This window comes from Methanobrevibacter sp. (genome assembly GCF_045644645.1).
In the GTDB taxonomy this organism is placed as follows: domain Archaea; phylum Methanobacteriota; class Methanobacteria; order Methanobacteriales; family Methanobacteriaceae; genus Methanocatella.
The window spans coordinates 1-25776 of the sequence record NZ_JAZRHE010000022.1; the positions used below are offsets into that span (position 1 = coordinate 1).

Consider the following 25776-nt stretch of genomic DNA (forward strand, 5'->3'; position numbering starts at 1 on the left):
AGGAGAAATATTGATCCTATTGTTGTTGATATTGAAACAGTTTTGGAGAGGCCTGTTTCTCAAACAATTTTAGCAAATAGTATTTCTTTAACTCCTGGTACTTTGTCTGTCGATTTGGACAGTGAAAATAACATTATTAAAGTAGCTGCTATTTCTCCAAGAGAAAAAGAGGATATTATTCCTTTTGAACCGTATATTAAGAAAATGTTGGAATAATACATTTTCTCATTAAATAGTCGAGTGAGATAGTATGGATATATTATTTGTTTCAAAATATTTGGTGGTTATTGCATTAATCATATTAATGTTGGCTGCTTTAAGGGCAGGTGCATATAAATCCACTGCCATGGGGCTTTTAGCAAGCTCTGTAATTATCAATGCTTTTGCGGTAGCATTGCTGGTTGGTGGAGATATATACAATCTTGGATTCCATAGCGATATATCTTTAGCTTTAATATTATTCGGTTTCGTTGGCACTGTTGTTTTTGCTGTAGTTGTAGGAGGGGAGGATAAATGATAGAATATATTCAATCTGCTCTTCTGATTATATCAGCATTTTTAATTATTGTATCAGCAGTTGGCGTTTTATCTTTATCAAATGACACTAAAAATCTTGTTTATGCAAGAATCCATATTTTTGGTGTTTTTGATATTGCCTGTATTATTGCTATGATTGCTATTGGCCAATATTTGCTTGCAGGAATCTACTTTATTCTTGCACCGTTTGCCGCACATGCGATAGCTAATGCTTATTGGAAAAAAGAAGATAGAGAAAATAACTTAGATTTAGTGGCTGTTGAAGAAGTTGTTGATGACAGTAATCCTTTCATCCAGTCTAAAGAAAGAATGCAATCTTTGGAAAGTGAAAATTCTGAAAAGCTTAAGGTGGATGAAAGGTTCTCAGTTACTATGTTGGAAATTGATGAGGGTGAGTAAAAATGTTGGAGTTTGTATTAATGGTTATAATTATTATTAGCGCAATCCTTGCTCTTATTCAAAAAGACTTATTAAAAGCTGCAATTTTGACAGGATTTTCTGGAGGGGCTCTGGCAGTTCTATTCCAAATACTTTTGGCACCTGATGTTGCTTTAACACAGGCAATTGTATGTGCAGTTATAATTCCTGTATTTATTGCTTTGGCTGTTCAAAAAACTCAAAGGGAGGATAACTAATGGCATACGTTCAAATCACGATATTATTCACATCTGTTGCTTTAGTCGTTATTGGACTTTATTCAGCAATTTTCATTGATAATATCATAAAAAAGATAATTGGTATTAGTTTTATTGAAGAAGGGGCTAATTTATTCATTGTTGCTATTGGTTATAGGCCTGGCGGTGTTGTACCTATCTTAATGCCTGGAATGGATACTTCATGGTTTGCAGCAAATGCAGCATATCCATTGCCTTTCGGTTTGGTGCTCACCAGTATTGTAATAGGCGCAAGTACTTTGGCGGTTATGTTGGCTTTGGTAATGGTTTTGTATAGAAAATATGGTACTTTGTCCACTAAAGTAATGTTGGCAGACACATCAAAACAGGAGGAATACAATGAATGAATTAATTCCACTTATGGTTATAGTTCCATTGATGGCTGCATTGATTATTAGTGCATTTTCAAAATTCAACAAGGTAACTAAGATTTTTGCATTTGTTGTAGCGATTTGTCTTCCAATCATACCGCTGGCTTCAAATTATGGCCTTCATTATTTCGGAGGATATGCTCCTATAATGGATAATGTAACAAATGTGATGTTCCATCCTGCTATTACCTATTCATTTACGTTCTTGCAACAAATATTCATTGCAATGATAGGTCTTCTAACATTCTTGGTTGTGTTCATTTATTTAAACAAATATAAAGAGGTTTCAGGACCGTATTTATTCCTGCTGTTCTTGGGTACTGCGGCGGTTACAGCAATGATTTTAACAGATGATATATTCCACATGTTTGTATTCTTTGAGATATTGGCTTTAGCACAAGTTGGTATTGTTGCAGCTTCATCGATTGATTACAGTTATGAAATGGCTCTTAAGTATATGGTTTTAGGATCAATCGGGTCTCCGATAATGCTTTTGGGAATTGGATTCCTATTGGCATTGACTGGTAGTGTGAATGTTACAGATATTGCCAGTGCTGTTCATAATGGTTTGGTCAGTGCTTCTTCTCCAGTGTTCTTGATGTCACTCGCATTAATATTCTTTGGTTGGTTATACGCTTCCGGTTTACCACCATTCCATACCATCAAGTCTGGAATATATTCAAAGGCAGAACCTCATGGAGCAGCTTTGCTCCAGTCATTTACAGTCATTTCAATGATTTCAATCGTATTGATCATGTTAAGAATATATTCATCACTTCCAATATTTGAAGTTCTCATAGTCTTCTTCTCTATCTTGGCTATGATATTGGGTGTTTCTCTTGCACTTACTCAGACAGATTTCAGAAGGATGATTGGATTTTTGGCTGTTGGAGAGTTGGGTTTCATTGGATTAGGTATTGGTCTTGGAACACAGTTTGCCATAACTGCAGGTCTTTTCCAAGCCTTGAATGAAATTATTATTACTGCATTATTGTTCATTGGATTTGGTGCTGTTGTAAATGCAACAAATGAAGTGGATACACGCAAACTAGGGGGCCTTTTGGCATATCATCCAAAAGTTGGAATAATGCTTTTGATTGGAGGTATGGCCATGGCAGGTGTACCTCCTTTAAGCGGTTTCCAATCTAAATTAATGCTTGTTCAAGCTTCTTTAAGTTGCGGATATCCTGAATTGTCAATTTTGGCCATAATGGTGAGCATAGCTACATTTGTAGTATTTGTAAAAACGTTCTATGCAATGTTTTTAAGACCAAAACCAAATGAATTGGAACTTGAAGGAAAAGAGGTTCCTCGTTCAATGATATTTGCAATGGGAGTGCTATTGATTATAATTGTCCTTTTAGGTGTATTCCCTGATGTGGTTACAAATGGAATTTCTAGCTTTGTAGGAGGGATATTATGAAACTGTATGATCAGATATTCGATGTTGTAAAACAGTTTAAAAAATTGTTTTCACCGGGCCCGGTAACTAATGCCGATGTTTCTGGAAGCCTTACTGCAGAAATATTTTTAATTGTTTCATTAGTGCTCTCAACATTATTATTGCGCCATGTAAATGTCTTGCTTTCTGGTTTGGTTGCATTTATATTGGCCATTGTGTTACTTTCAAATGTTCCACTTATTCCTAAGTTTAAGATTGAACAAGAGGATTCACTTGAAAAAATGTTGTTTTATGCAATCGTAACACTTACGGTTATTGTCATATGTTTATACTGGGGTGGTATTCTTGTCTAATAACACAATTCGTAGTTTGCTTGCAGCGGTCTTGACTGCAATATTTTCAGTCACTTTGGCTGATGCAATATTTAATATTAGCAGCATGATTACTCCGGGTGTAAGCAACATTTACAATGCATTAGGAACTCAGATAGCTCCAAACATGGTCACTGTTGTTATATTTGATTTTAGAGCATACGATACATTAGGAGAATCAATTATATTGTTAACTGCCGGTTTGGTAGTATTGCTTATATTTGGTAGAGGATTATTGGGGGATAAACGATGAGTCAGGGTAGTATGATTTTAAAAATTATATCTTTTCCAATTTCAATCTTATTGATTTCTTTAGGTATAATGACCGTCCTTGGAGGTCATATCACTCCGGGAGGAGGTTTCCAAGGTGGGGCAATGATAGCTAGTGGAATTATATTGTCTATCCTTGTTTATGGCTTAGGAAATTCTCCATTAGAGTTATCTCATTTATATGTTGAGATCTTTGAATCAGTTGGGGCATTAGGTTTCATAATATTTGGATTGATAGGTCTGTTCCTTGGCGGATTTTATCTTTATAATGTAGGAACAGATTTACTCAATGTTGTTCCTGTAGCTTTCCAAAATGCTCTGCATTATCCTGATGTTACTAATGCGGGCATCATTCCATATCTCAATATATTTGTGGGATTAAAAGTATTTGTAGGATTGTCCTCAATTGCTATTGCATTTGCAGGATTTAAAAAATTAGTAGAGGAGAGCGAATGATGTTAAGTTTAGGGCCAATTATATTCGGATTATTATTTGGTTTAATTATCGGATCTCAAATTAAACTTAATATTGGTGATGCAGAATTCACATTAGCATCATTTGTAGTAATACTTATAGCGGGAATTGTTGTAGCTTGGCAATTAGGTAATTTCCCATTTTACACAGATTTGCCGATTTCCACTGCATTTTTATCTGCTTTAATAGGAATTTTTGTAGGTAAACTACTATTTGCAAGGAGTAAATAAGGAGTTGTTATAATGTTTTTATCAACTAATACATGTGATGGAAAAAGGGAATGTATTAAACAATGTCCTACAAAAGCTATTAGATTCATTAATGGTATAGCTTTTAGTTGTCTTACCTGCGGAATTTGTTATGAAAACTGTCCAAATGGTGCAATTTTCATCAATAGTTATGGGGGTTATGTTGTAGACAGAGCCAAATGTAATGGCTGCGGAATATGCATGTACAATTGCCCAACCAGCAATATTGCTATTGAAGATGGAATTGTATATGGAATCTGTTCACGTTGCGGAGTATGTGAGGAGGTATGTCCAAATCGTGTGGATGGATATGAGCTTGAAAAAGAAAAACAGCTAAATTTAATAAATTCATTAAAAATCTTGAATCCTCCATTGGACAATGTTCCTCATAAGGTTGAAACTAAAACCAAAGAGGTTACAAGAACTTATGTAGGTACAGATATAGAAAAATGTATTTTATGTGGAAGATGCCAAGAATACTGTCCAACTGGTGCAATTCATGTCTCTATTGATAGAGATGAGGGAATTTGTAGTGAATGTAGGTTATGCAGTGATGTTTGTCCTAATGAATCAATGAACAAACGCCAAATGGTTAACAAATCTTCATGCACACTTTGTCTTAATTGTATGAAAGCATGTCCTCATAATGCAATTTCAGTTGAAGGATTTGAGATCATTGTTAATAAATTGAATCAAAAACCAAACGGTTCAATTGTTTCCTGTCTGAATTGCGGGTTATGTGCTGATTTATGTGAGAATGAATCACTTAAAAATGTCGATGGTAAGTTAAGATACGATCCAACTGCCGATACAGAAAATACAACTCATGAACTTGCAATCGATTCCTGTCCGATTCAGACATTGGCTGAAGATGATGAGATGTTTATTTATGATGAGTATGATGACAAAGAATTACCTACATTATCCGGTTTCTGTGTGTCCTGTGGAAAATGTGTTCAGGTTTGTGATGAAACCGGAGCACGTCAATTCATGACCCATTCATGGGATGGTTCAGTATCGGAGGACTGTATTTCTTGTGGAATATGTGTTGAGCTATGCCAGGAAGATGCTATCACATTACATAGGGGAACAATAGCTGTTGACTTAGATAAATGCATCTTATGTGAAAACTGTGTTGTTCACTGTCCTGTTGATGCGATTCCTAAATCCACATTGTATAAAAATGAGATTAAAGATGGATTTAATTTCATTGAGCAAAAACTATGTATGCATTGTGGGTTGTGTCATAAAATATGTTCATATGAAGCAATTGATGAAATTGATGGTAACTTTGTAGTAGATGATGAAAAGTGTACTTATTGTGGAGCATGTAAAAATGCATGTCCTGCAAGAGCATTCTTGTTCGAAAGAAATTTTAAAGATTCAATAGAGGGTATTTAAATGAGAAATATACTTAAAATAGCTTTGGAAGGAGCTTTCACTAACTTTAAAAGAATCTTTTTTGCAGCTGATAGGGTTACAGACATGGAATTGAGAAGGCAAATCTCAACACTTTCGGTAGAAGTCGATGATAGGGTTGATGAAAAGGCTTGTATTGGATGCGGGGGTTGTGCAAATGTCTGTCCGACAGGTGCAGTCGAGATGAAAAAATTAGCAAGTCCTGTTAAAATAACTGATGGTTGGACTAAAACTGAAGTACCTGAAATTAATCTTGAAAAATGTGTTGTATGTTATTACTGTCATGATTTCTGCCCGATATATTCACTTTATGGTGAAAAAGGAACTATACATCCTAGTTGTGTGGGCGATCAGGAAGTCGATGTTAGCGAATTCATAGAACAACCATTTAAAATTTCAGAGGATAAGCTTAAATTCATTGCACAATACTTGTCAGATACAACAGTATTGAAAAATAAGGAGGAAGGTGATTAGATGGGCATTAAATCATTTTCAAGAGCAAGGGCAATACATGTCATGTTGGTTTATACTGGTGGATGTAATGGATGTGATATTGAGATTGTCAACTCAATATTATCACCGAGATTTGATGCTGAGCAATATAATGTGTTTTTAACTTGGAATCCTCGTGAAGCTGATGTATTGGTTGTTACAGGGCCGGTTACACATTTAAACAGAAAACCATTGGAGGAAATCTATAAAGCTATTCCTAATCCTAAGTTGGTTGTAGCTGCAGGAAGTTGTGCCTTGATGGGTGGAGTATACAAAAACTGTTATGGTGATATTCCATCAGAGGAAATTGAAGGGCCAGTCGAAAATATTATACCGGTAAATGCGAAAGTTCCGGGTTGTGCCGTAAGGCCGCAAGATGTCTTGGCCGGAGTCGTATCACTGTTACCTATATTATTGGATGCGGATTAAAGAGGGGATTTGATGGATGAGAAAGTACCAAGAAGTAATATTATTGAAACTGAAATTCCAATGGGTACAGTTCACCCTGCTGCATTGGAGCCATATAGGGTGAGATTTTTCGTAGAGGATGAGATAGTTCAGGAAGCGGAAATCACTATTGGTGTTAATCATATGGGTATTGAAAGGATTATGGAAGGTCTTCCAGTCGAAAAGGCAAATTCCTTAACTGAAAAAATTTGCGGAATTTGTTCCAATTCACATATATGGAATTCATGCAGGACTGCTGAAATAGGCCTGGGTATTGAAATTCCAGAAAGGGCCACTTATATTCGTGTCATAATGGGTGAACTTGAACGTTTGCATTCACACTTTTTGTATTTGGCACACGGTTGTGAAGTGCTGGCTCACGAAACATTTTCAATGAGAGTATTCTACCTGAGGGAAATCGTAATGGAATTGCTTGCAATGATTGGAGGTAATAGGGTACAATACGGTTGCTCTGTTTTAGGTGGAGTAAGGCCAAGATGTGACTTGGATGATGCTAAATTGTTAAGGCTTAAGGAAGATATGGATAAAGTTGAAGAAGGGCTTACAGGATTTGTAGAAAGATTTACAGCAGATTCAATCGTGATGTCAAGGATTACAGGAATTGGTGTGCTTCCACAAAAGCAAGCTATTGATCTGGCCGTGACCGGACCAACACTTAGGGCAACTGGTGTTGCAAGGGACTTGAGAACAACAATGTTTGAATATGATAATTTTGATTTTAACGTAATCACACAGCCGGATGGTGATGTGAAATCAAATTTGGTAATGAGAGCTCTTGAATCATTTGAATCAATTAAAATCATACGTCAGGCTATTGCCAACATCCCTGAAGGCAAAATAGTTAATAGGAATTGGGAAATGTTTGACACTGATTTTACTGAAAGTTATATTGAAGTTCCAAGAGGAACCTTATATCATTCATATGCACTTGAAAGTGGAAGGGTAAGGCACTGTATAATAAGAACTCCATCGATGGCAAATATTGGTGCAATGCAATATGCATGTATCGGAGACCAGATTACAGATGCCCAATTATGCATCGTACAATGTGACCCATGTTTTACATGTACTGATAGAGCAATTGAAATTATTAGGAGATAAATCATGTTTTCAAATACTATTGTCTATTCAATTCTTGCAGTAATAATCACGGTATTGGTTTGCTTTATACTTTCAACATTGCTACCTGGCATTGAAAGAAAATATATTCATGCTAGAATTCAGCAAAGAATCGGGCCTGTTGTAATTGCTCCTGGAATTATGGCTCCTATTAAATTCATGTTTAAGAAAAATGTTAAAGTCGAATCTCCAGTTCCTGGGTTATATAAGATATTGCCAATAATATGTTTTATTGTGGTTTTATGTTTGCTAATCGCATTAACTCCACAAGCTTTTGCAATTCCGGCATTATCAAGTCTGGTGGCTATTGTAGGTCTTTTGAAAGTTGAAGAGATATGTTATGTATTGATGGGAGCATTATCCAAATCTGTCATGTCCGTTAGAATGCCGTTCCCTGACCAAATTAAGGGTGCGGCCCATAATAGTGTAACAAGGTCATTCATTGAAGACATAAGTTCAAGAAGATCTCTAAGAATGATTACTTATGGTTCTTTCCCGTTATATCTGGCATTGTTTGCACCTGTGACTCAGGCAAGAAGCATTTTCTTAGGAGATATTGTTAGATATCAGCAGATTAATGGACCATTCCTATTTACAGTTTCCGGTGCCATTGCAGCCATTGTATTTTTCATAGGTTATATGATTATATTAAACGAATATCCATTTTCAATAATTAAAGCGAAATGTGATGTTATTGAAGGACCATACATGGAATATGCTTCAAAATACAGGGCTATCGTTTATTTGACCAGAGGATTTTTCATGTTTGTCCTTGGCGTGTTGTTTTCAGTATTGTTCCTTGGAGTTCCTCCAACAATTACGTCATTTAGTATTTTGATTAACATTGTGGTGGTATTAATATTTGTAGTCATGATGGGAATCTTCTCTGCATTTAGCCCGGTATTTACAAACAGACAGTTATTGCCAACAATACTTGGAGCTACATTGCTTGGAATGTTATCTATTGTACTTGGATTATTATGAGGTGATTTTATGAAATTTGTTATGAGGCCGTATCATATGGTAAGTCTTGGAGGATACATTGTAGAATGGGATTTTCCTTACAGAAATTTGATTGTTATAAATAAAACCTCTGAGCCAATTAAAATAGAAATACCTGTATTTCATGAGGAATGGATTGCTGAACATAAGGCATTGGGTCTTGAAGTCATTCCCGTAACTAAAGATGATAATTATTTAAGCATGTGGAAAAGGGCTCATGCAGAATTGGACAAAATCAGGCCAAAAAATGAGTGATTATACATTAACTATTAAATCAGATGAGAAAAAAGGCGTATTGGATGATATTACTGATGTTATCACCAATCATGGTGCTAACATTAGCTATGTCCATCTTTTCGTCGAAAAGAACAACATCGGTTCCATTAATTTGGAATTGGAACATGTTGAAGATATAGACGAATTGGTCTCAGATTTGGAAGATATTGGGGAAGTTAAGTCTGTTGAACTACATGGTTCCCAATTGGACATTTACGGCAAACGTATAATTATTGTCGGTGGTGGGGCGCAGGTATCTCAAGTAGCTATGGGTGCAATCACGGAAGCAGATAGGCATAATATACGTGGAGAACGCATAAGCATTGATACAATTCCATTGGTTGGTGAAAAATCTTTGGCAGAAGCTATTGAAGCCATTTCAAGATTGCCTCGTGTAAGCGCTCTAGTTTTGGCGGGTTCACTTATGGGTGGAGAAATTACGGAAGCCGTTAAGAAAGTTAAGCAAGAGGGTGATCTAATCGTAATTTCACTTAACATGCCGGGAAGTGTTACCAAATACGCTGATTTAATTATCACCGATCCTATTCAGGCGGGTGTTCTGGCGGTAATGTCTGTTGCAGACACTGCTGTTTTTGACATTAATCGTTTAGGCGACAATATTAAATTTTAATCATGTTTATGGACATATAGGGGAGTTATTTTTAATAACTCCCTTTAATTTTAATCTTTAATGCAAATATTTTTGTATTCACATCTTTCACATTTTTTAACGTGGCTTTTAACTTTTGGAAGTTTTTTGTTTTCCGTTATTTCTTTAACTTCACGCATTACTTCGAATAGTCCTTTTCTTAAATTCACATCCATCACAACAGGGCGTCTTTCGCCGATTTTTTCATAATCGACAAAACCAACAAAGACTTCGGTATCGAATTCCTCTTCAATGAGTATTGCATATGCCACTAGTTCTATTGCATCTTGATCCCACACCCCTTTCAATGGGGGATTTGAATTTTTAATGGTTACTGGGTAATATTTTCCGTCAATAATTTCTATTTTATCGCATATTCCAATTAATTCAAGTTGGGTATCTTTTAACATATAGGAATACATGCAGTTGGGGAAAAACATGTCAATTATCTCAAATGCATTTTTATTGAGGATATTCATTGTTTGTTTGATTTTTAAAGCTATTATTTTGATGTTAAAATAAGTGTCATCAATTATTTCGTTTACTTGCGAATTTTCAAGATCCAAATCCAATGATTTTATTGAATCAGCAGTGTTTTGAATGTATGAATCAATATTGTATGACAATTTTTGTTCAATTTCCTGGATATTCATTGTTTGTTTGATTTTACGCATATTTTTTTGAATTAAGTCAAAAATATCAATTTTAAGCTTTTTAATCTCAATTGCTAATTGGTAATTCTTGTTTTCTGTTTCATCAACATGATTTTGGATGTATAAGCTCATCGGACAGTACATGTGTGTTTTTATTGAAGATATGTTTATCATAAAATAACCTCTAAAATTCTGTAATATTACTTTAAAATTAATAATATAAATAATTAGAAGTTATAAATACAGTAAATTCTTTTAAATTAAATAAAAAAAGTAAATAGCTAGTAATTTTGCTATTTAAACTCAATTTTATGCATCATAATAATGTTTGTTTATTGCAGGCAGTTTTGCAAATGCAATTGGGAATACAAAAATAGGTTTTGAGAGATGGCAATCTCTCAGAAAAATGAGGAATAATCTAAGCTGGGCTTTCCTTAAGCTTCAGATACTCATCAATAGCTTCGCGGGTAGTTCCAACAACAAGCCTATAATGGTCATCTTCACCATTCACAATAACTTTTTCCACTTTGCCTTTGGCTATCACGTGTTCTCCATCAATCACTTCGCCGGCATAGGTGTGTGTAAATGAAACGACTTCAACTAAAGGCACATCAACGCCGTCTAAGACTTCAACATTTTCAATTGTGTATAATGAAGGGTTGTCGAATGCTCCAAGAGCGCTCACGATATCACATTCGATTTGCGCTATTCCAAGGGGTTCGTAAACTGTATCTCCCCAAGTGCCTTCAATTTCATCGTAGTCTTTAGTGGCTAAGATATCGAATAGAGTTCCATTTATTGTTCCCCTATTCGCTTTTCTATTTTCGTACCATCTGAATTCTTCTTTAGTTAGGCTTGCATCGCTCATTCTTTTGTTGTATACAAAATCCCAATAATCATCGGTGATGCCTTGAACGGTGATGTGTTTGTCAACCTCTTTGAGATAAACTTCCTTGCCTCTGTTTTCTTTAAAAGCGGCAATCGCTCTTCTGTGGTTGTCAAGACCATACACAACAAAGTCCAAATCACTAACATCACTTTTTTGAAGTCCAGGCAATATTGAACCTGAAATTCCTAAGTGGTCATATGGAATATCTGCCATAAAATGGAAAAAGTCAGCAACATCCATCAATTTGGCTATTAATTCCGGATTTTTGACTTCACCGCCATTTTCAAAAGTCTCTTTAAGACCCAACAACCTTTCTTCCGGTTTGATTATCCTTTCGACTTTGTCCAGAGGAACCCCCATCATTTCAACATTGGTCACATCACAGAAATATAAATAGTCAGGATGATTTTCTCTTAGAAATGTGTAGGCTTCTTCAGACCCTACTTTCCTATATCTTTTACCATTTTTTTCACGGTCCCCTTCAGGGTCTGGGACATACCTTAAAAAGGAAATTACCCTGTCTTCCGAGTGAATGTAATTGGTTGATGCGAAATACAGGTCATCGCTGGTGTAAATGAAATCTCTTGTTCTAACTTGTTTCATGGTTTTAACTCCTTGATTAAATATTGTCCTTTTTATTAATTAATGTTGTTAAGAGTAATAGTATAAACTGAATGAATCTAAGATGAAAAATAGTGCAAAGGCTTCTGTAAATGCGGAAATTAGGCTGCCTATTAAAGGATGTGCTTCTAATGCTTTCATAAGGAACAATACTGATGCCAGTATGATGAAAGTTAAAATCACGAAAGATAAATATTTTTTAATGCCTTTTTGTTTGATAATCTTTGTAAGCTTAAGGAAATCCATTGATTCTCCTATATCTCCAGTTTCTTTCAACCTAATTTTGGCCAATGAACAATATGAGAAAAATATTGCAAACAGTATAACAAATATTGCCAATGTGGCTATGACGGAGGAAGCTAATTGATGGTATGTGTCTGGGGTGAATAACTTTAATAATTCGGGAAAAGTTAAGGTATTGACCTTGTAGTCCACGTATGATATTCCATCTAATAACGAATCGATGTTGTGATAAATTCCCAAGGAATATGTTATAACTGTTGTAAAGATTATTGTCAATGAATAATAATAAAATTCTATTAATGTGTCTTTAAAGCCCGCTTTGGTAGTTGTTTTAAGTGATACTTCTTTTATATCAAATGAATCATCAATGTAGTGGTAGACAATGGATATGCAGAACCCGAGAATAATCATGGCAAATATTGGAGGTATTGCAAAATAGAGCATCATTGTCAACTCTCCAATTTCAATTTGATTAAATATTTCATTCACCATTTCAGATAGGAAAAATAGGAATATGACCAAAATAAATCCTTTATAGGCTCTAAATGGCAGACTTACAGCCTTTTTAATAATTTCAGAAGTATCCATATACTTAATATTTGCTTTTGATTGTTATTAAAGTTATTATTTTTTAATGTACTATCTTCTAGATTAGACCAATTTTTAGTTTAGTTTATATAATTTGAGTGCACTATATTTAATAGTATAATTAATTTTTTAGGTTTTTACTATGACTATTACTCATAAGCATGTTGATGAAATTTTTGAATATGACGGAAGTCAGATTAACCCATCTTGGGCCTTTCAGGAATTCGGAATTTACGGATCATCCATCATAACATGGATTGGCCCAGTCAATATCGCTCCAGATAATTTAAAGGATTTTGCAGATGTTGGCCTGGAAATTAAATCAGATTACATGGTTAACTTTATTTGCGAATTTTTTGATCAGCAGCCTCCAAACATGAGGGTTGCTTATTTAAGGCAAAGGTTGCTGGTAATGATATTTGGAGAAATTTTAGCAGAATATGGAGTAAAAACAAAAAGGGAAGGTGATGATATTTTTGTTGACGGTAGAAAGCTATCCATTTCAATAGCTTCCATATCTTTAAGTTCAGCGAAGATTCATTTCGCTCTTAATTTGGAAGATAAAGGAACTCCCGATGATGTTGAAACAATTGGATTATATGATATTGATGTTAACAATCAACAGATATTTAATGAAAATAACTTATTGGATTTAATAAATGAAACTGTAAACAGATTCACCAATGAATTGGAAACAATTGAAAATGATATTAGTAAAACAAAGGTGTTAGGATGAAGATTTTAGTTAATGGCATTCAATCAAATTTAAGGTTCTCTTCTGCTCATGTAATTCCCGGCCATGAATCCTGCGGATTTATTCATGGACACTCTTACTTTGTGGATGTTGAAATTGATGGTGAAAGAGCAGGGGAATTTGAATTTGTGGTTGATTTTAAAGATGTTAAGGCTTATACCAAAGCTATCTGTGATGAACTTGATCATAGATTATTAATCCCCGTTTATAATAATTTAATTGATTTTAAGGACTTTGATAAAAATGAAGATTCTATTTTCGATTTAAAAGACCAAAAATCAGTTTACTTTAAAATTGATGGTAAAGGGTATTCTCTTCCATCAGTGGACTGTGTATTTTTACCACTTCCCTATACCTCCGCTGAAGAGTTATCTAAATTTTTCGCGGAAACTTTGGCAAAAAAACTATCAGAAACATATGATAATTTACAGTCAGTTTCAGTATGTGTAAATGAGGGAATTGGTCAGGGAGCAATGTATAGGAAAGATTTATAATGAAAGCTCCAATCATTGAAATTTTTTCATCTTTTCAAGGTGAAGGTCTTTTAATAGGTCAAAGACAAATATTTGTTAGATTTGCAGGTTGCAATCTAAATTGCAACTACTGCGACACCAATGATAGTAAATCAGAAAAATCAGGAAATCTGATGACTCCTCAGAATGTCACGGATGAAATTAATAAAATCATAACTCCTGATTGCAGGGCAATTTCATTTACTGGAGGTGAGCCTAGCCTATATCCTGAATTTATATCTCAAGTTAGTAAAAACTTTGATTTAGATATTATGCTGGAGACAAATGGGACTTTGCCGGGCAATATCGATTCAATCGAAAAATTAGATATGGTTTCTTTAGATATTAAATTGCCAGAGCATTTTGATGGTGATTTTGATGAAGAAATATTTTTAAATGAGATTGAATCACTAAATTTATTAATGGCGAAGTGCATAAATGTATATTGTAAAGTAGTTATATTGCCTTCAACAAAAATAAAGTCATTTCAAGGGGTAATCAAAAAATTATCTGATAATATTTCAAGCAAAAGTAGTCTTCAAATAATTATCCAACCTTCTAGTCCGCTGGATGAGTGGAAGGATATTAATTTTAAATTATTTGAGTTTTCCGAGATTGTTGGGCAATATTTTGAAGTTTTAACTATTCCTCAAATCCACAAAATTTTGGATATTGAGTGATTTTGTTTTTGACATATCGATTTTATTTTTAGGGAATATAATTATAGTAGAGGTGTGAAAATGAAAGATAAAACATCCATTAACAGAAAATCAAATACAGGCGCAATCGAACGTGAAACTAAAGTTCATGATAAAGAAGGAGACATCATGGCTATTGCATCCAGAGATGTAGTTTCTATTCCTCCTTCCAAAAGTATCAAAGATACTGCCAAAGTTATGATGGAACATGAATTTAGAAGATTGCCAATTACAGACCCTGGTTCTGGTAAATTATTGGGTATTGTAACAGTAATGGATATCTTAGATTTCTTTGGCGGAGGAAAAAAATTCAACATTATTGAGAAAAAATATGAAGACAACTTCCTGGCTGCAATCAACGAACCAGTCAAAGAGATCATGACACGTGATTTAATTACATTGTCTAACAAAGCTTCAATCGGTGAAACCATTGAAACAATGTTGGATAATCAATTAGGTGCTATACCTCTTGTTGATGCGGATGACAAACTTGCAGGTATTGTAACTGAAAGGGATATTGCTTTATCATTAGCTGGCGTGGCCGGCAAAGATACTGTACAGGATTTCATGAGTCCTAAAGTGTTCACAACAACTCCCGGGACTCCTCTTGAAGGTGCATGCAAAATCATGGTTAGAAATGGTTTAAGAAGAATTCCTATTGTTGGCGGTGAAGCGGATATCTCCAAGGCAGCTAAAAAATTATTAGGTATATTAACTTCTACTGATGTTATTAGATTTTTAAATGCAAAAGAACTGTTTGATAATTTGAATTCCAATTTGGCAACTGACGTTTTAAAAACAGTTGTCTCTGAGATAATGGTTAATGACCCTGTCACTGTGAAACCTACAATGACTGTTGGCGAGTTATGCGAACTCTTCGCAGAAAGAAATATCGGTGGCGTTCCAATTGTCAAAAATGATAAAGTAATTGGAATTATCACTGAAAGAGACATTTTAAATGCAGTTAAAAGATATTAAACATTAATAGGAGATGATAACATGCAAATTAAGAATTTGATGTCTGAGGATTTAATTACTGTAGACAAAGATCAAAATCTTACTGATGCTTTAAAATTGTTCCGTAAACATAACGTATCACGTTTACCTGTAACAAATAACAAAGAACTGGCAGGCATTATCTCTGAGAGGGACATTGCCAACAAGCTTGGTTCTTCAAAATATGAAAACATGCCGGCCTCAAGGCTTCATGTTTCCTCTGTAATGGTTAAAGATGTTATTACAGTTCCTCAGTCAATGCAATTAGGTGAAGTAGCTAAAATAATGCTAGAAAAAGGTATTGGATCCGTTCCGGTAATGGATGGGGATGATATGGTTGGCATTGTATCAAAAGCTGATTTTGTTACTCTCGCCAATGGCATTGCATTTGATAAGATATCTGTTAAAGAGGTAATGTGTAAAAATGTGGTTTCTGTTTCACCAACAGAAAGAATAGTTCATGCAAGAAGACAAATGCTTGAAGCACACATTGGCAGAGTACCTGTTGTTGATGATGAGAAACTTGTTGGAATGGTCACTTCCAAAGATTTGATGAGAGCTTTCATTGAATTCAGAAAATCCGTTCCTGAAAAATACCAAAAATCTCAAATTAAAGACCTTTTAGTTGGGGATATCATGTCTTCAAACCCGGTATTTGTTTCAAGAGACATGTCCATAACTGAAGTATCTAATATTATCATGGAAACTGGTTTTAATGGATTGCCGGTTGTTGAAAATGATAAGGTTGTTGGTATTATAACACAAACTGATATTTTAAGACTAATTGAAAAATTAGAATCTTGAATATCCTTTTTTTATTTTTTTTAGGGGTGAGTATTATTTCTCTTATTTCATTTTTGGGGCCTAAGGGCACTTTCACTCATGAAGCCGCCAGTATTTTAGGGCAAGATTTAATTCCGTATTGCACCATTCCTGCTGTGATGGAAAGTGTAAGTAATGGTGAGTGTTCATTAGGTATTGTTCCAATTGAAAATTCAATTGAAGGGCCTGTTGGAATTACACTCGATTCATTAGCCCATAAATTTGATTTAAAGATATATAAAGAGATAATTATTCCGATTAATCAAAATTTGATAGTTAATCCTGGAACTAAAATGGAGGATATTAAAGATGTATATTCTCATGCCCAGGCTATAGCCCAATGTCAGGAGTTCATCGCTGAAAATAAGATACAGCCTCATTATGCAATTAGCACGGCAAATGCTGCTAAAAATATTGTTGGTGATAAATCCAAAGCCGCAATTGGTAATGCAAAAGTGGTTGAGTTATATGATTTGGAGATTCTTGAGTCAAATATTCAAGATACCGATAATAATGAAACCAGATTTGTTGTTTTATCAAAGGAAAGTCATGAAAAGACAGGAAAAGATAAAACATCAATTATTTTTTCAATCTATGAAGACCGTCCGGGTGGTTTGTATCGTATTTTGGGTATATTTGAAAAAGATAATATTAACTTAACAAAAATCGAGTCAAGACCTTCCAAAAAGGGTTTGGGCAAATATTTGTTTTTTGTTGATTTCAATGGGCACCAGGATGACGAAGTCATCCAAAATATCCTCAAAGAAATCAAAGAAAATACTTATTTTTTGAAAGTTTTAGGTTCTTATCCGGAATTTTAAGATAAACTTATTAATTAATGATGTTAAATATTATATTATTATAATGTTCAGGGAGGGTAGGAATGTCTGAAGATAGAGATAAACTTCTTAAAATCATAAGTAGTTTGGAAGCAGATTATAGATTTGGTAAAATTTCTGCTGATAAATATAGTTATTTTCGTTCTAAATATGAAGATAAGTTAAATACTATTGATGCTGAAGCAGCTACAAGAAAGATTAGGTCTATGCAAGGCAAATCTTCTTCCAATAATAAAAAGAGAAAAAGAAGTAAAAAACCTACCAGCAATAAAAAGAAACAAGAACAGGATTTGGTTCAAAAATACATTATCAATCCTAAAAAAGGCGATGCTAGATATAATAAAACTAAAAAATCGTCTATGGATGGAGGCACCTTTAAATTGTTATTATTATTGGTATTAGTTATTGGTTTCACTGCCGGTGTCGCATATGGTGTGTTCAATTTTGATTTTGACACTGTATCTCAAACAGAAGCCGTAGCAACAGTTCAAGACACTGCATTCCCTGATTTTAATGAAGTTCTTAAAACGACTAATAAAACAACCAAATCCTCAAACAATACTAATAATAATTCCTGGGGTGGTAATGTTGAGAATACCGTTGAAACTACCACTACTACCACTACTACCACTACTGTTGATACTTCAAATACTCATAGTGCAGACCATTCAAGTTCTTCTCAGAGCAGTCAACAATCTGATTCTGGTTCAACTAATGGTGGAAGCCAATCCGAGGGAGGAGGCCAATCTGATAGTGGGGGTCAATCGGATAGCGGAGGCAATCAAGGATAACTTCCTGATTGGGGTGAGATTATGGAAAATAAAATATTAAAAAACGGAATCATAATATTCATGCTTGCATTATTTGTCTTTTCTGTTTCAGCTGTCAGTGCCAGTTCAAATACTACCAGTGTTTTATCTTTATCTAATAGTGGTATTACTATTAATTATCCGTCTGATTGGGGTTACTCTGATGCAATTTCTTCTTATTCAATAATGGCAATTTCCAAAATTAGTTCCATTGATTCCTTTGGAATTGGTCAGGTCAATATTAATGTTGAGAAAAGGCCTATTGAAGGGGATTTTTATTCATTTGTAAATAGCACATACAAATCCATGTCAAAGGATCCTGATTATGAATTGGTGTCTTCAGGGGGTTTAATGCTTTCCGGTAAAGATGCTGTGGAATATATTTATACTTCTGATACTAATGGTATGAAAAAAGAACATAAAGCTGTTTGGTTTGAAAAAGGAGGGCAGGCTTATGTTTTATTATATAGTGCACCACTAGATCAATTTGAAAATAATTTGTATGTTTTTGATTATATGCTGTCAGACATTCAAATTACTTAATTTCTTTTTTTAAGGTGTTTAAATGATTGTTTTATGTGTTACAGGTAGTATTGCAGCTACTGAATCAATTAAATTAGCTCGTGAATTTAGAAGAAATGATGTGGATGTTAAATGTTTTATGAGTGACGCAGCTTGTGAAATAATTCATCCTAATTCTATGGAGTTTGCAACAGGTGATGAAGTTGTAACAAAGTTAACTGGTAAAATAGAGCATGTTAAATACGCTCAGGAGGATTTGATATTGGTTGCTCCAGCCACTGCAAATACGATTTCTAAATTTGCACATAAGATAGCTGATGATGCAATTTCAACTTTATTGATCACTGCTTATGGGCATGATACTCCAATTATTTTTGTTCCTTCAATGCATGACTCAATGTATAAGGCTATTGAAGAGAATATTGATAAAATCAAACAGGAAGGTTCAGCTACTTTTATTAATCCAAGAATGGATGAAGGAAAAGCAAAATTCCCATCAAGGGAGGATATTGTTCTCGAATCATTAAGGACTATTAATTTAAATAAACAGGACTGATACTATTAAAGGTAAAAAGATTTTAATAAGTATGGGCGGAACCTATGAACCTATTGACTCCGTTAGGGGAATAACCAATAAATCCTCTGGAAAAATGGGTTTGGAATTGGCTAAAGAGGCATATATTCGTGGCGCTGATTTGACACTGGTTGTGGCTAATGTTACTGTGGATATTCCATCGGTTTTTGATGTCATCCATGTTGAAACAGGTAATGAGATGAATGATGTTATTTTGGATGTGGTTTCAGGATATGACATATTTATTTCTGCAGCTGCAGTATCAGACTTTGAGTTTAAGAAAAGAGAAAATAAAATAGATTCAAGCAGTTCCCTTTTTCTTAATTTGAAACCAACCACCAAAATTATTCGTCAAATTAAAAAAATCAATCCAGGTATATTTTTAGTCGGATTTAAAGCCGAGTTTAACATATCCCGTGAGGATATAATTGGCTGTGCTAAAAAACAAATTGATGATGCAGGAACAGACTTGGTAATTGCAAATGATATTTCCCGTGATGGATGTCATTTTGGGTCTGATAATAACGAAGTTTTGATTGTGGGTGGTGACGGTGATGTTTTGCCGGTCTCATTAGCTTCAAAAAAAGAAATTGCAAAGGCAATTTTTGATGTAATTTCTGAAAAAATATAGTCGCATGTAGATGTACCACAGAATATTTCCATTTTTAATTGGCTATTTTTATATTATTTAATGGTTCTTAATTTATTTGTCAATCAATTATTAAAAACATCTATTTTATTAATCATATAATCAATATACTGGAAGCAAAACTCAAGACTATTTTTCAAGATTGTTGAATATGGATTTTCTTTATTTTTTCTTTATTTCAAAATTGTTTGATTATATCAATTTTGTTTTTGGCATATGGTTATATTCTTATTGCAAAATTGATTTCAATTTAATGTTTTATTTGAATTATTTTTTTAGTATAGTCTGTAATTTATTAGGCCAATTCAAGCATTAGTCAGTAATACTTTTCTAAATAAAATGAGCAAAATCATCTTTGAAAAAAAGTTTTTTTAAAATAAGTATTTTAATAAAATAAGTTCATGCCTTTAGGCGTCAGTTAAATGGAGTGATTAATAGAGTGAATCAACCTAAAGGACGCTTAAATGAACTTTTATTTTATTTGCATTAGCATATTTTATATTTTATTTCATAGTATAAAAAGGTATCTAAGTAATACTTTTCAGTGGTTTTTGTAGTAATTTTTTATTTTTCTTAGAATTATCTTTCTGCTATATATCACTCATAAATCAGGCGATTTATTTTAAAAATTTTTCTCCACTAAAAATGCAATATGGTCTTTTTCGTATGGTTCCAGTTTTACTTTTTCAACAATCTTAAAGCCTTTCTCTTTCAATTTCTTCTCTTGTTCCTTGAATATCTTTTTAGGTTTTTGTACAACATCAATACTTCTAGCTTTAATCATTAAAAGACCAATACCTTCATCTTTTGAAAATAAGTTCATGTTTCTCATAAACAATTCGCTTTGATTTGGTTGGGCAACATCACAGTATACTAGGTCTGTTTTTTCAACAATGTTTAGATATCCTTTGGGTTTGGTTGCATCACCTAAAATCGGAGCAATATTAAACCTTTGATGTGAAAGTTGGACTAATTTTTTAGCTGTTGTGGGTGAAAATTCCACGGCATATATTTTCCCGTTGATTACGATATCTGAAATGTGGGAAACAGTAGTTCCGGTTGATGCACCTAAATACAGTACTTTTGAAGTGTCCAAAAGCTCCAGATTTTCTAATCCATTTAAAAGTGCTGCAGCTAATTTTGAACGTCTAGGATTCCATATTCTATATTCTTCATCCTCTACAATTAATTCTTCTCCATAAACTGATATTCCTGGAGTTAAATTTTTAGTTGCAACATTTCCATCTTTAAAATAAACTTTCATGACCTATCTCCTTTTATTTTTCTTTTTCCCTTTTCTCTTTTTATTTTTTGATTTGGCCTTTTCTTCTTTTCTTTTTTTAGTCGTTTTTGTTGGAAATGGATTATTTCTTTCTATTTCATCTGTTTTTTCTTTAAATTCTTCTGCAACATTTTCATCAATTGTTTTGGTAAAAACATCCCTTCTAACAGCTAGTGATATTTTGCCTGCAAGCATTCTAGCTATCTTTCCACGATTCCACCATTTGGCACCACGTACTTGGGGGTGCTGATAGATCAGACCATATTTGGGAGGTCTGTCTCCACTCTTCAAATGTCTGAATAACGCTTTTTCAGCACCCATTATTTGGACGGTGCTTGAAGGATACATTGCAAGCCTTTTAATTCCACCTGCGTGGGATATTAATTTGGCGCCTAGTGTCGGTCCGACTAAAAGCCTTAAATTTGGAGCAATTGACTCCATTTTATGGTCAATATATTCCTCAATATTTTTTCTTGATTTTTGAAGTTCATAAATGGAATTTGCATAATTATTCATTATTTCCAAATCTTCAATGTTGATGTCTTCATCAATGTCAATAATGTTGTTTGGAAATGCATCGAGCTTTGCCTTTATTATTTCTTCTTTTGTTTTATTTTGGGAAATCAGCTTGATATATGTTTCATTATTTTTAATGACATCCATTTCTGGAAAATATAGTGCATACCATTCCCTTATTCTTTCAATCAATTTTGAGATGGTCTCATCTATTTCTTCAATGGAGTTTACAGCTTGAATTAAATGTTTATCTTCGGATGCGGATTCCTTTTTGATTTTGTATATCGCCAGATTTTGATAAATTTCTGTAATTTCATCATTGTTCAAATCAAATTTGTCATAGCTGCTTCTCAGATAATCCCCTGCTTGATTAGGGGTTTGGATTTTAATTCTTTCATTATTGTAATTGGATAGTCTTTTATTTGATTCAATAATCACTTCATCATAATCTTTTAAGACTTCTTCAATAATTTCAATCTCTTCTTTAACAATTTGTTTGTTATCAATCTCAGCTAATCGTTCTATTATTTCATTTTGTGGAAATAATTTTTCAGCTATTAGTTCATTCGCACTATCAAAAGCAAAAAATCCCTTAATGCAGTAAGTTATATAACATTCCATGAATTAAAATATTTTTTTTATTTTTAATAAGTATTTTTATATTATGAAAAGATTTAACTTATTTGAAAATTAAAACTATTTTATAACTATTTTTGGATTTGTGATTATGTCAAATGAAAGTTTTAGTGATTTAAAAAATGAATTGGAGCTTAAAAATGCGGAAATTGATGAGCTTAATATGGAACTTGAAGCTAAAAATGAAGAAATTAACAAATTAAAGCTTTATTCTACAAAGTTAAAATATGAAAATAAAAATTTGGAGGATAAATTAGATACAAAAATTGATTATGACAAGGCCCGGATGAAAGAATTAGATGACTTGCACGATAAAATCAAAGAAAAAGACACCATCATCGAGGATAAGCATGACCAAGTAAAATATTTGAGGTCATTGATTGACGATTATAAACATCAGATCAATTCAAATACGGAGAATTTGGAATTGCAATTGAAGAAGATCTCCAAAAACTATGAGGAATTACTAAAACAGAAGGACTTAATTATTGAAAAACAGGATGAACACATTGGTAATCTAATTAAGTCAAAAGAAGAAATTATTAAATCTAATAAAACTAATGTTATTAGCTTAAAATTACAAAATGAAAAATATCAAGAAATAATTGACAAATTAACAAAAACTAATTAAATAATTAAAATCAGAAATAGTATTAGGTTGATATAATGTTAAAAACAAAAATTTGTGGAGTGGAATTTAGAAATCCATTAATGCTGGCTGCAGGTATTATGGGCAGTAATGCTTCATCTATGAATTGGATTTTAAAATCTGGTGCTGGAGGAGTAGTTTCAAAATCGTTTTCCATCAATCCTCATCCGGGTTATGTAAACCCTACGACTGTTGCAGTTGATGGGGGCATTATCAATGCAATCGGACTTTCAAATCCTGGCGTTGAAAACTTCAAGGAGGAATTAAAAAAAATAGACCATGAAAATAATGTTGTAATCGCTTCCATTTATGGTGCAACTCCGGATGAGTTTTCTACATTGGTTGGTGAGGTTCAGGAGTATGTTGACATGATTGAATTAAATATTTCATGTCCCCATGCCATGGATGGTTATGGAGCATCTATTGGTCAGGATTGTAATTTAAGTCATAAAATAGTTTCAGCTTCAAAAGATGCTGCTGAAGTACCTATTGTAGCTAAATTAACACCTAATGTGACGGATATTACTGAAATAGCTAAAACATGCGAAGAGGCTGGTGCTGATGCATTGTCCTTAATCAATACATTAGGCCCGGGAATGAAAATCAACATTGATGTTGCCCGTCCGGTTCTGGCAAATAAATTCGGTGGAATGAGCGGTCGTGCAATCAAGCCAATAGCTATTAGTAATGTGTATTCAGTTTATGAAGCTGTAGACATTCCATTAATCGGTGTTGGTGGAATTTATACATTTGAAGATGTTGTCGAATTCATTTATGCCGGGGCTCGTGCAGTACAAATAGGTACGGCAATCATGGATGAAGGTGTTGAAGTGTTCGGTAAAATCAATGAAGGTTTAGAATATTTCATGGATAAAAAAGGATTTTCATCCATTGATGAAATGGTTGGGTTAGCGCATAGGGAGTTGTAAAAATGATTAACGAACCAAAAATTGTTGAAATTAAGGAAATTATTGATGAAACTCCTACAATTAAAACATTCAAATTTGATTGGGACATGGATGAGTTGGGCCGTCCGAATCCTGGAGAATTTGTGATGGTTTGGAATTTTAAAAATGAAAAACCAATGTCTATCTCACAGATTGATGATGATGAATTAGCAATCTCCGTTAAAAATATTGGGGAGTTTACTTCACAATTGCATGATTTAAGTGTTGGAGATGTTATTGGTATCAGAGGTAGTTACGGCAGCGGATTCAATAATTCATTTGAAGGAAAAAAGATCATGGCTATTGGCGGCGGTGTTGGAATGGCTCCGGTTAATGCAATAGCTAGTGATTTAGTTAAAAAAGGAAATAATGTTGATGTTATTTCTGCCGCAGTTACAAAGGATGAATTGTTATTTGCAGATCTCCTTGAGGGGTTGGGTGCTGATGTACACTGCTGCACTGATGATGGAAGTTTTGGCTTTAAGGGATTTGCAACAGACTGCCTTAAGGAAATTCTTGAGGACTCAACTTATGATTATGCATTCGTTTGCGGACCGGAAATCATGATGAAAGGAATATTCGATATTCTTGAAGATGCATCAATACCTGCCCAATATTCCCTTGAAAGATACATGAAATGTGCTTTGGGGGTATGTGGGCAATGCTGTGTTGATGGCGAAGGTTGGAGAATTTGTGTGGAAGGTCCTGTTTTTGAAAATGAAAAAATTAGTCAGATTACAGAGTTTGCAAAATATAGAAGGGATGCTTCTGGCTTAAAATATTAAGGTGATATGATGGGAATTGATGTTAAAGAATATATCACTCCGCCGATATTGTTGATAATATTTCTATTAGTAGTTTCTTTAATGTTTATTTTTCCCGTTTTGAACATGATTATATTGGGCGCTATTTTAGCATATGCAATTAGGCCTGTTGCCCGTAAAATCCAATCCAAATTAAAATATTCCTCTGTGTCAATTTTATTGGCCATGATTGTGGTTTTGATACCATTGATATTGTTGGTTTATTATATTGTATTTGAGGTATCTACCTTTGTAACATGGGTCTTGGCTAACGATGCGGATGTGAATAACGTTGTAAATCAATTTTCAATATATTTGCCGGCAAATGCAAACTCAATTGATTCATATATTGATAATGCAATCAATAATATTGGAAGTTATGTCCTAAGTTATACAGTTACATTTTTAAGTAAATTTGCTAATATTACTTTAGATTTATTTATTTTGGTTTGTTCTGTATTCTATTTCATTCGTGATGGGCATAACTGCTTAGAGTTCGTTAAATCTTTTGTTCCGGATGATTCCAAACAGTTTTTTGACAATACTATCGAATCTGTTAAGGATGTTTTAAAAAGCATATTCTATGGACACTTCTTGACATCAGTCATCATTGGAATTTTCGGATGCATAGGATATTCTCTTTTAGGATATCCATTTGGAATATTTTTGGGTGTTTTAACAGGAATACTTCAATTAATCCCTGTATTTGGGCCTTGGCCTATATATTGGGCTTTGTTTTTCATAGATTTGGCTACCGGAAACTATGTAAGGGCTGTTGTCGTGTTATTCTTTGGATTCTTCCTGAGTACAATTGATATGTATATCAGACCGGCTTTATCTAGTCATTATGCTGATATCCATCCATTGATATTGCTGGTTGGATTCTTGGCAGGTCCTTTAGTATATGGAATTGTCGGTTTTATTGTAGGGCCATTGATTTTAGGAATTACCTATGCAGTATTGGATAATTATAGAAAGGAATATCTTCTTGATGGGGAGTGA

Annotated in this window: 36 protein-coding genes; 31 read left to right on the forward strand and 5 right to left on the reverse strand. The window is 33.8% G+C overall.

Features of this window, described 5'->3' with window-relative positions; genetic code table 11:
- From ACKI4K_RS01325 to ACKI4K_RS01405, 17 genes are all read left to right on the forward strand, one after another.
- The coding region (locus tag ACKI4K_RS01325; protein WP_407421500.1) for a Na+/H+ antiporter subunit E at positions 1-216 on the forward strand (216 nt) is incomplete at its 5' end.
- Between the two features lie 34 nt (positions 217-250).
- Positions 251-517, forward strand: coding sequence for a hypothetical protein (locus tag ACKI4K_RS01330; RefSeq protein WP_407421502.1), 267 nt, complete (start codon positions 251-253; stop codon positions 515-517).
- Positions 514-936, forward strand: coding sequence for a cation:proton antiporter (locus tag ACKI4K_RS01335; RefSeq protein WP_407421504.1), 423 nt, complete (start codon positions 514-516; stop codon positions 934-936). The genes ACKI4K_RS01330 and ACKI4K_RS01335 overlap by 4 nt, the downstream gene beginning before the upstream one ends.
- Positions 937-938: 2 nt before the next feature.
- A complete protein-coding gene (locus ACKI4K_RS01340) occupies positions 939-1172 on the forward strand; it encodes a DUF4040 domain-containing protein (RefSeq protein ID WP_407421506.1) in 234 nt (77 codons plus the stop codon).
- A complete protein-coding gene (locus tag ACKI4K_RS01345) occupies positions 1172-1558 on the forward strand; it encodes a cation:proton antiporter subunit C (RefSeq protein WP_407421508.1) in 387 nt (128 codons plus the stop codon). The genes ACKI4K_RS01340 and ACKI4K_RS01345 overlap by 1 nt, the downstream gene beginning before the upstream one ends.
- The gene (ehbF, locus tag ACKI4K_RS01350; RefSeq protein ID WP_407421510.1) at positions 1551-3005 is read left to right on the forward strand and encodes an energy conserving hydrogenase EhbF; all 1455 of its coding nucleotides are present in this window, start codon (positions 1551-1553) and stop codon (positions 3003-3005) included. Before ACKI4K_RS01345 ends, ehbF begins: the two co-directional genes overlap by 8 nt.
- On the forward strand, positions 3002-3337 hold the full coding sequence (locus ACKI4K_RS01355) for a hydrogenase (RefSeq protein ID WP_407421512.1): 336 nt from the start codon (positions 3002-3004) through the stop codon (positions 3335-3337). The genes ehbF and ACKI4K_RS01355 overlap by 4 nt, the downstream gene beginning before the upstream one ends.
- Complete coding sequence (gene mbhE / locus ACKI4K_RS01360) at positions 3330-3608, forward strand: hydrogen gas-evolving membrane-bound hydrogenase subunit E (protein WP_407421514.1); 279 nt, start codon at positions 3330-3332, stop codon at positions 3606-3608. Before ACKI4K_RS01355 ends, mbhE begins: the two co-directional genes overlap by 8 nt.
- The gene (locus tag ACKI4K_RS01365) at positions 3605-4081 is read left to right on the forward strand and encodes an MnhB domain-containing protein (protein ID WP_407421516.1); all 477 of its coding nucleotides are present in this window, start codon (positions 3605-3607) and stop codon (positions 4079-4081) included. The genes mbhE and ACKI4K_RS01365 overlap by 4 nt, the downstream gene beginning before the upstream one ends.
- Positions 4078-4329 carry an energy-converting hydrogenase B subunit J gene (locus tag ACKI4K_RS01370; protein WP_407421518.1) on the forward strand — a complete coding sequence of 84 codons (252 nt, stop codon included), beginning with the start codon at positions 4078-4080 and terminating at the stop codon, positions 4327-4329. Before ACKI4K_RS01365 ends, ACKI4K_RS01370 begins: the two co-directional genes overlap by 4 nt.
- Before the next feature lie 12 nt (positions 4330-4341).
- The gene (locus ACKI4K_RS01375; RefSeq protein ID WP_407421520.1) at positions 4342-5748 is read left to right on the forward strand and encodes a 4Fe-4S binding protein; all 1407 of its coding nucleotides are present in this window, start codon (positions 4342-4344) and stop codon (positions 5746-5748) included.
- Positions 5749-6240, forward strand: a complete 492-nt coding sequence (locus ACKI4K_RS01380; protein ID WP_407421522.1) for a 4Fe-4S binding protein — start codon at positions 5749-5751, stop codon at positions 6238-6240.
- A complete protein-coding gene (locus ACKI4K_RS01385; protein ID WP_407421524.1) occupies positions 6241-6687 on the forward strand; it encodes an NADH-quinone oxidoreductase subunit B family protein in 447 nt (148 codons plus the stop codon).
- Positions 6688-6699: 12 nt separating this feature from the next.
- On the forward strand, positions 6700-7827 hold the full coding sequence (locus tag ACKI4K_RS01390; protein ID WP_407421526.1) for a nickel-dependent hydrogenase large subunit: 1128 nt from the start codon (positions 6700-6702) through the stop codon (positions 7825-7827).
- 3 nt (positions 7828-7830) lie between these two features.
- Entirely contained in the window at positions 7831-8829 is a 999-nt protein-coding gene (locus ACKI4K_RS01395; protein WP_407421528.1) for a respiratory chain complex I subunit 1 family protein, read from the forward strand.
- Between the two features lie 9 nt (positions 8830-8838).
- On the forward strand, positions 8839-9102 hold the full coding sequence (locus ACKI4K_RS01400; protein ID WP_407421530.1) for an energy-converting hydrogenase B subunit P: 264 nt from the start codon (positions 8839-8841) through the stop codon (positions 9100-9102).
- Positions 9095-9754 (forward strand): DUF5612 domain-containing protein, encoded by a 660-nt coding sequence (locus ACKI4K_RS01405; RefSeq protein ID WP_407421577.1) that lies wholly within the window; start codon positions 9095-9097, stop codon positions 9752-9754. Before ACKI4K_RS01400 ends, ACKI4K_RS01405 begins: the two co-directional genes overlap by 8 nt.
- A gap of 50 nt (positions 9755-9804) precedes the next feature.
- Here the strand turns inward: ACKI4K_RS01405 and cas4 are convergent, their stop codons facing one another.
- The 3 genes from cas4 to ACKI4K_RS01420 form a co-directional block, all read right to left on the reverse strand.
- On the reverse strand, positions 9805-10599 hold the full coding sequence (gene cas4 / locus ACKI4K_RS01410) for a CRISPR-associated protein Cas4 (protein WP_407421532.1): 795 nt from the start codon (positions 10597-10599) through the stop codon (positions 9805-9807).
- 244 nt (positions 10600-10843) lie between these two features.
- Positions 10844-11917, reverse strand: coding sequence for a DNA polymerase subunit beta (locus tag ACKI4K_RS01415; RefSeq protein WP_407421534.1), 1074 nt, complete (start codon positions 11915-11917; stop codon positions 10844-10846).
- Between the two features lie 48 nt (positions 11918-11965).
- On the reverse strand, positions 11966-12766 hold the full coding sequence (locus ACKI4K_RS01420; protein ID WP_407421536.1) for a DUF4013 domain-containing protein: 801 nt from the start codon (positions 12764-12766) through the stop codon (positions 11966-11968).
- A gap of 142 nt (positions 12767-12908) precedes the next feature.
- Between ACKI4K_RS01420 and ACKI4K_RS01425 the strand changes: the two genes are divergently transcribed.
- The 10 genes from ACKI4K_RS01425 to ACKI4K_RS01470 all read left to right on the forward strand — a co-directional run bounded on the left by ACKI4K_RS01425 (position 12909) and on the right by ACKI4K_RS01470 (position 19923).
- Positions 12909-13502 carry a DUF366 family protein gene (locus ACKI4K_RS01425; protein WP_407421538.1) on the forward strand — a complete coding sequence of 198 codons (594 nt, stop codon included), beginning with the start codon at positions 12909-12911 and terminating at the stop codon, positions 13500-13502.
- Complete coding sequence (locus ACKI4K_RS01430) at positions 13499-14014, forward strand: 6-carboxytetrahydropterin synthase (protein ID WP_407421540.1); 516 nt, start codon at positions 13499-13501, stop codon at positions 14012-14014. Before ACKI4K_RS01425 ends, ACKI4K_RS01430 begins: the two co-directional genes overlap by 4 nt.
- On the forward strand, positions 14014-14712 hold the full coding sequence (locus tag ACKI4K_RS01435) for a 7-carboxy-7-deazaguanine synthase QueE (protein ID WP_407421542.1): 699 nt from the start codon (positions 14014-14016) through the stop codon (positions 14710-14712). The genes ACKI4K_RS01430 and ACKI4K_RS01435 overlap by 1 nt, the downstream gene beginning before the upstream one ends.
- Positions 14713-14772: 60 nt before the next feature.
- Positions 14773-15708 carry a CBS domain-containing protein gene (locus ACKI4K_RS01440; RefSeq protein ID WP_407421544.1) on the forward strand — a complete coding sequence of 312 codons (936 nt, stop codon included), beginning with the start codon at positions 14773-14775 and terminating at the stop codon, positions 15706-15708.
- Positions 15709-15729: 21 nt separating this feature from the next.
- On the forward strand, positions 15730-16530 hold the full coding sequence (locus ACKI4K_RS01445; RefSeq protein WP_407421546.1) for a CBS domain-containing protein: 801 nt from the start codon (positions 15730-15732) through the stop codon (positions 16528-16530).
- A gap of 32 nt (positions 16531-16562) precedes the next feature.
- Entirely contained in the window at positions 16563-17369 is an 807-nt protein-coding gene (gene pheA / locus ACKI4K_RS01450; protein WP_407421579.1) for a prephenate dehydratase, read from the forward strand.
- Positions 17370-17431: 62 nt separating this feature from the next.
- Positions 17432-18178: an endoglucanase gene (locus ACKI4K_RS01455; protein WP_407421548.1), complete on the forward strand. Its 747-nt coding sequence runs from the start codon at positions 17432-17434 to the stop codon at positions 18176-18178.
- 21 nt (positions 18179-18199) lie between these two features.
- Positions 18200-18739, forward strand: a complete 540-nt coding sequence (locus tag ACKI4K_RS01460) for a PsbP-related protein (RefSeq protein WP_407421550.1) — start codon at positions 18200-18202, stop codon at positions 18737-18739.
- Between the two features lie 22 nt (positions 18740-18761).
- On the forward strand, positions 18762-19274 hold the full coding sequence (locus tag ACKI4K_RS01465) for a flavoprotein (protein ID WP_407421552.1): 513 nt from the start codon (positions 18762-18764) through the stop codon (positions 19272-19274).
- A gap of 31 nt (positions 19275-19305) precedes the next feature.
- On the forward strand, positions 19306-19923 hold the full coding sequence (locus ACKI4K_RS01470) for a phosphopantothenoylcysteine decarboxylase (RefSeq protein WP_407421554.1): 618 nt from the start codon (positions 19306-19308) through the stop codon (positions 19921-19923).
- Between the two features lie 640 nt (positions 19924-20563).
- On the opposite strand, the gene ACKI4K_RS01475 is transcribed toward ACKI4K_RS01470, so the two are convergent.
- Together ACKI4K_RS01475 and ACKI4K_RS01480 are read right to left on the reverse strand one after the other, a co-directional pair.
- Entirely contained in the window at positions 20564-21205 is a 642-nt protein-coding gene (locus ACKI4K_RS01475; protein ID WP_407421556.1) for a fibrillarin-like rRNA/tRNA 2'-O-methyltransferase, read from the reverse strand.
- 3 nt (positions 21206-21208) lie between these two features.
- Positions 21209-22360 carry an NOP5/NOP56 family protein gene (locus ACKI4K_RS01480; protein WP_407421558.1) on the reverse strand — a complete coding sequence of 384 codons (1152 nt, stop codon included), beginning with the start codon at positions 22358-22360 and terminating at the stop codon, positions 21209-21211.
- Positions 22361-22466: 106 nt separating this feature from the next.
- Here ACKI4K_RS01480 and ACKI4K_RS01485 point away from each other — a divergent pair, with 106 nt between their 5' ends.
- The 4 genes from ACKI4K_RS01485 to ACKI4K_RS01500 are packed head-to-tail and all read left to right on the forward strand — an operon-like array spanning position 22467 to position 25776.
- Positions 22467-23006: a coiled-coil domain-containing protein gene (locus ACKI4K_RS01485; protein WP_407421560.1), complete on the forward strand. Its 540-nt coding sequence runs from the start codon at positions 22467-22469 to the stop codon at positions 23004-23006.
- Positions 23007-23041: 35 nt separating this feature from the next.
- The gene (locus ACKI4K_RS01490; RefSeq protein ID WP_407421562.1) at positions 23042-23953 is read left to right on the forward strand and encodes a dihydroorotate dehydrogenase; all 912 of its coding nucleotides are present in this window, start codon (positions 23042-23044) and stop codon (positions 23951-23953) included.
- 2 nt (positions 23954-23955) lie between these two features.
- On the forward strand, positions 23956-24756 hold the full coding sequence (locus ACKI4K_RS01495) for a dihydroorotate dehydrogenase electron transfer subunit (RefSeq protein WP_407421564.1): 801 nt from the start codon (positions 23956-23958) through the stop codon (positions 24754-24756).
- Positions 24757-24765: 9 nt separating this feature from the next.
- Positions 24766-25776, forward strand: a complete 1011-nt coding sequence (locus ACKI4K_RS01500; protein WP_407421566.1) for an AI-2E family transporter — start codon at positions 24766-24768, stop codon at positions 25774-25776.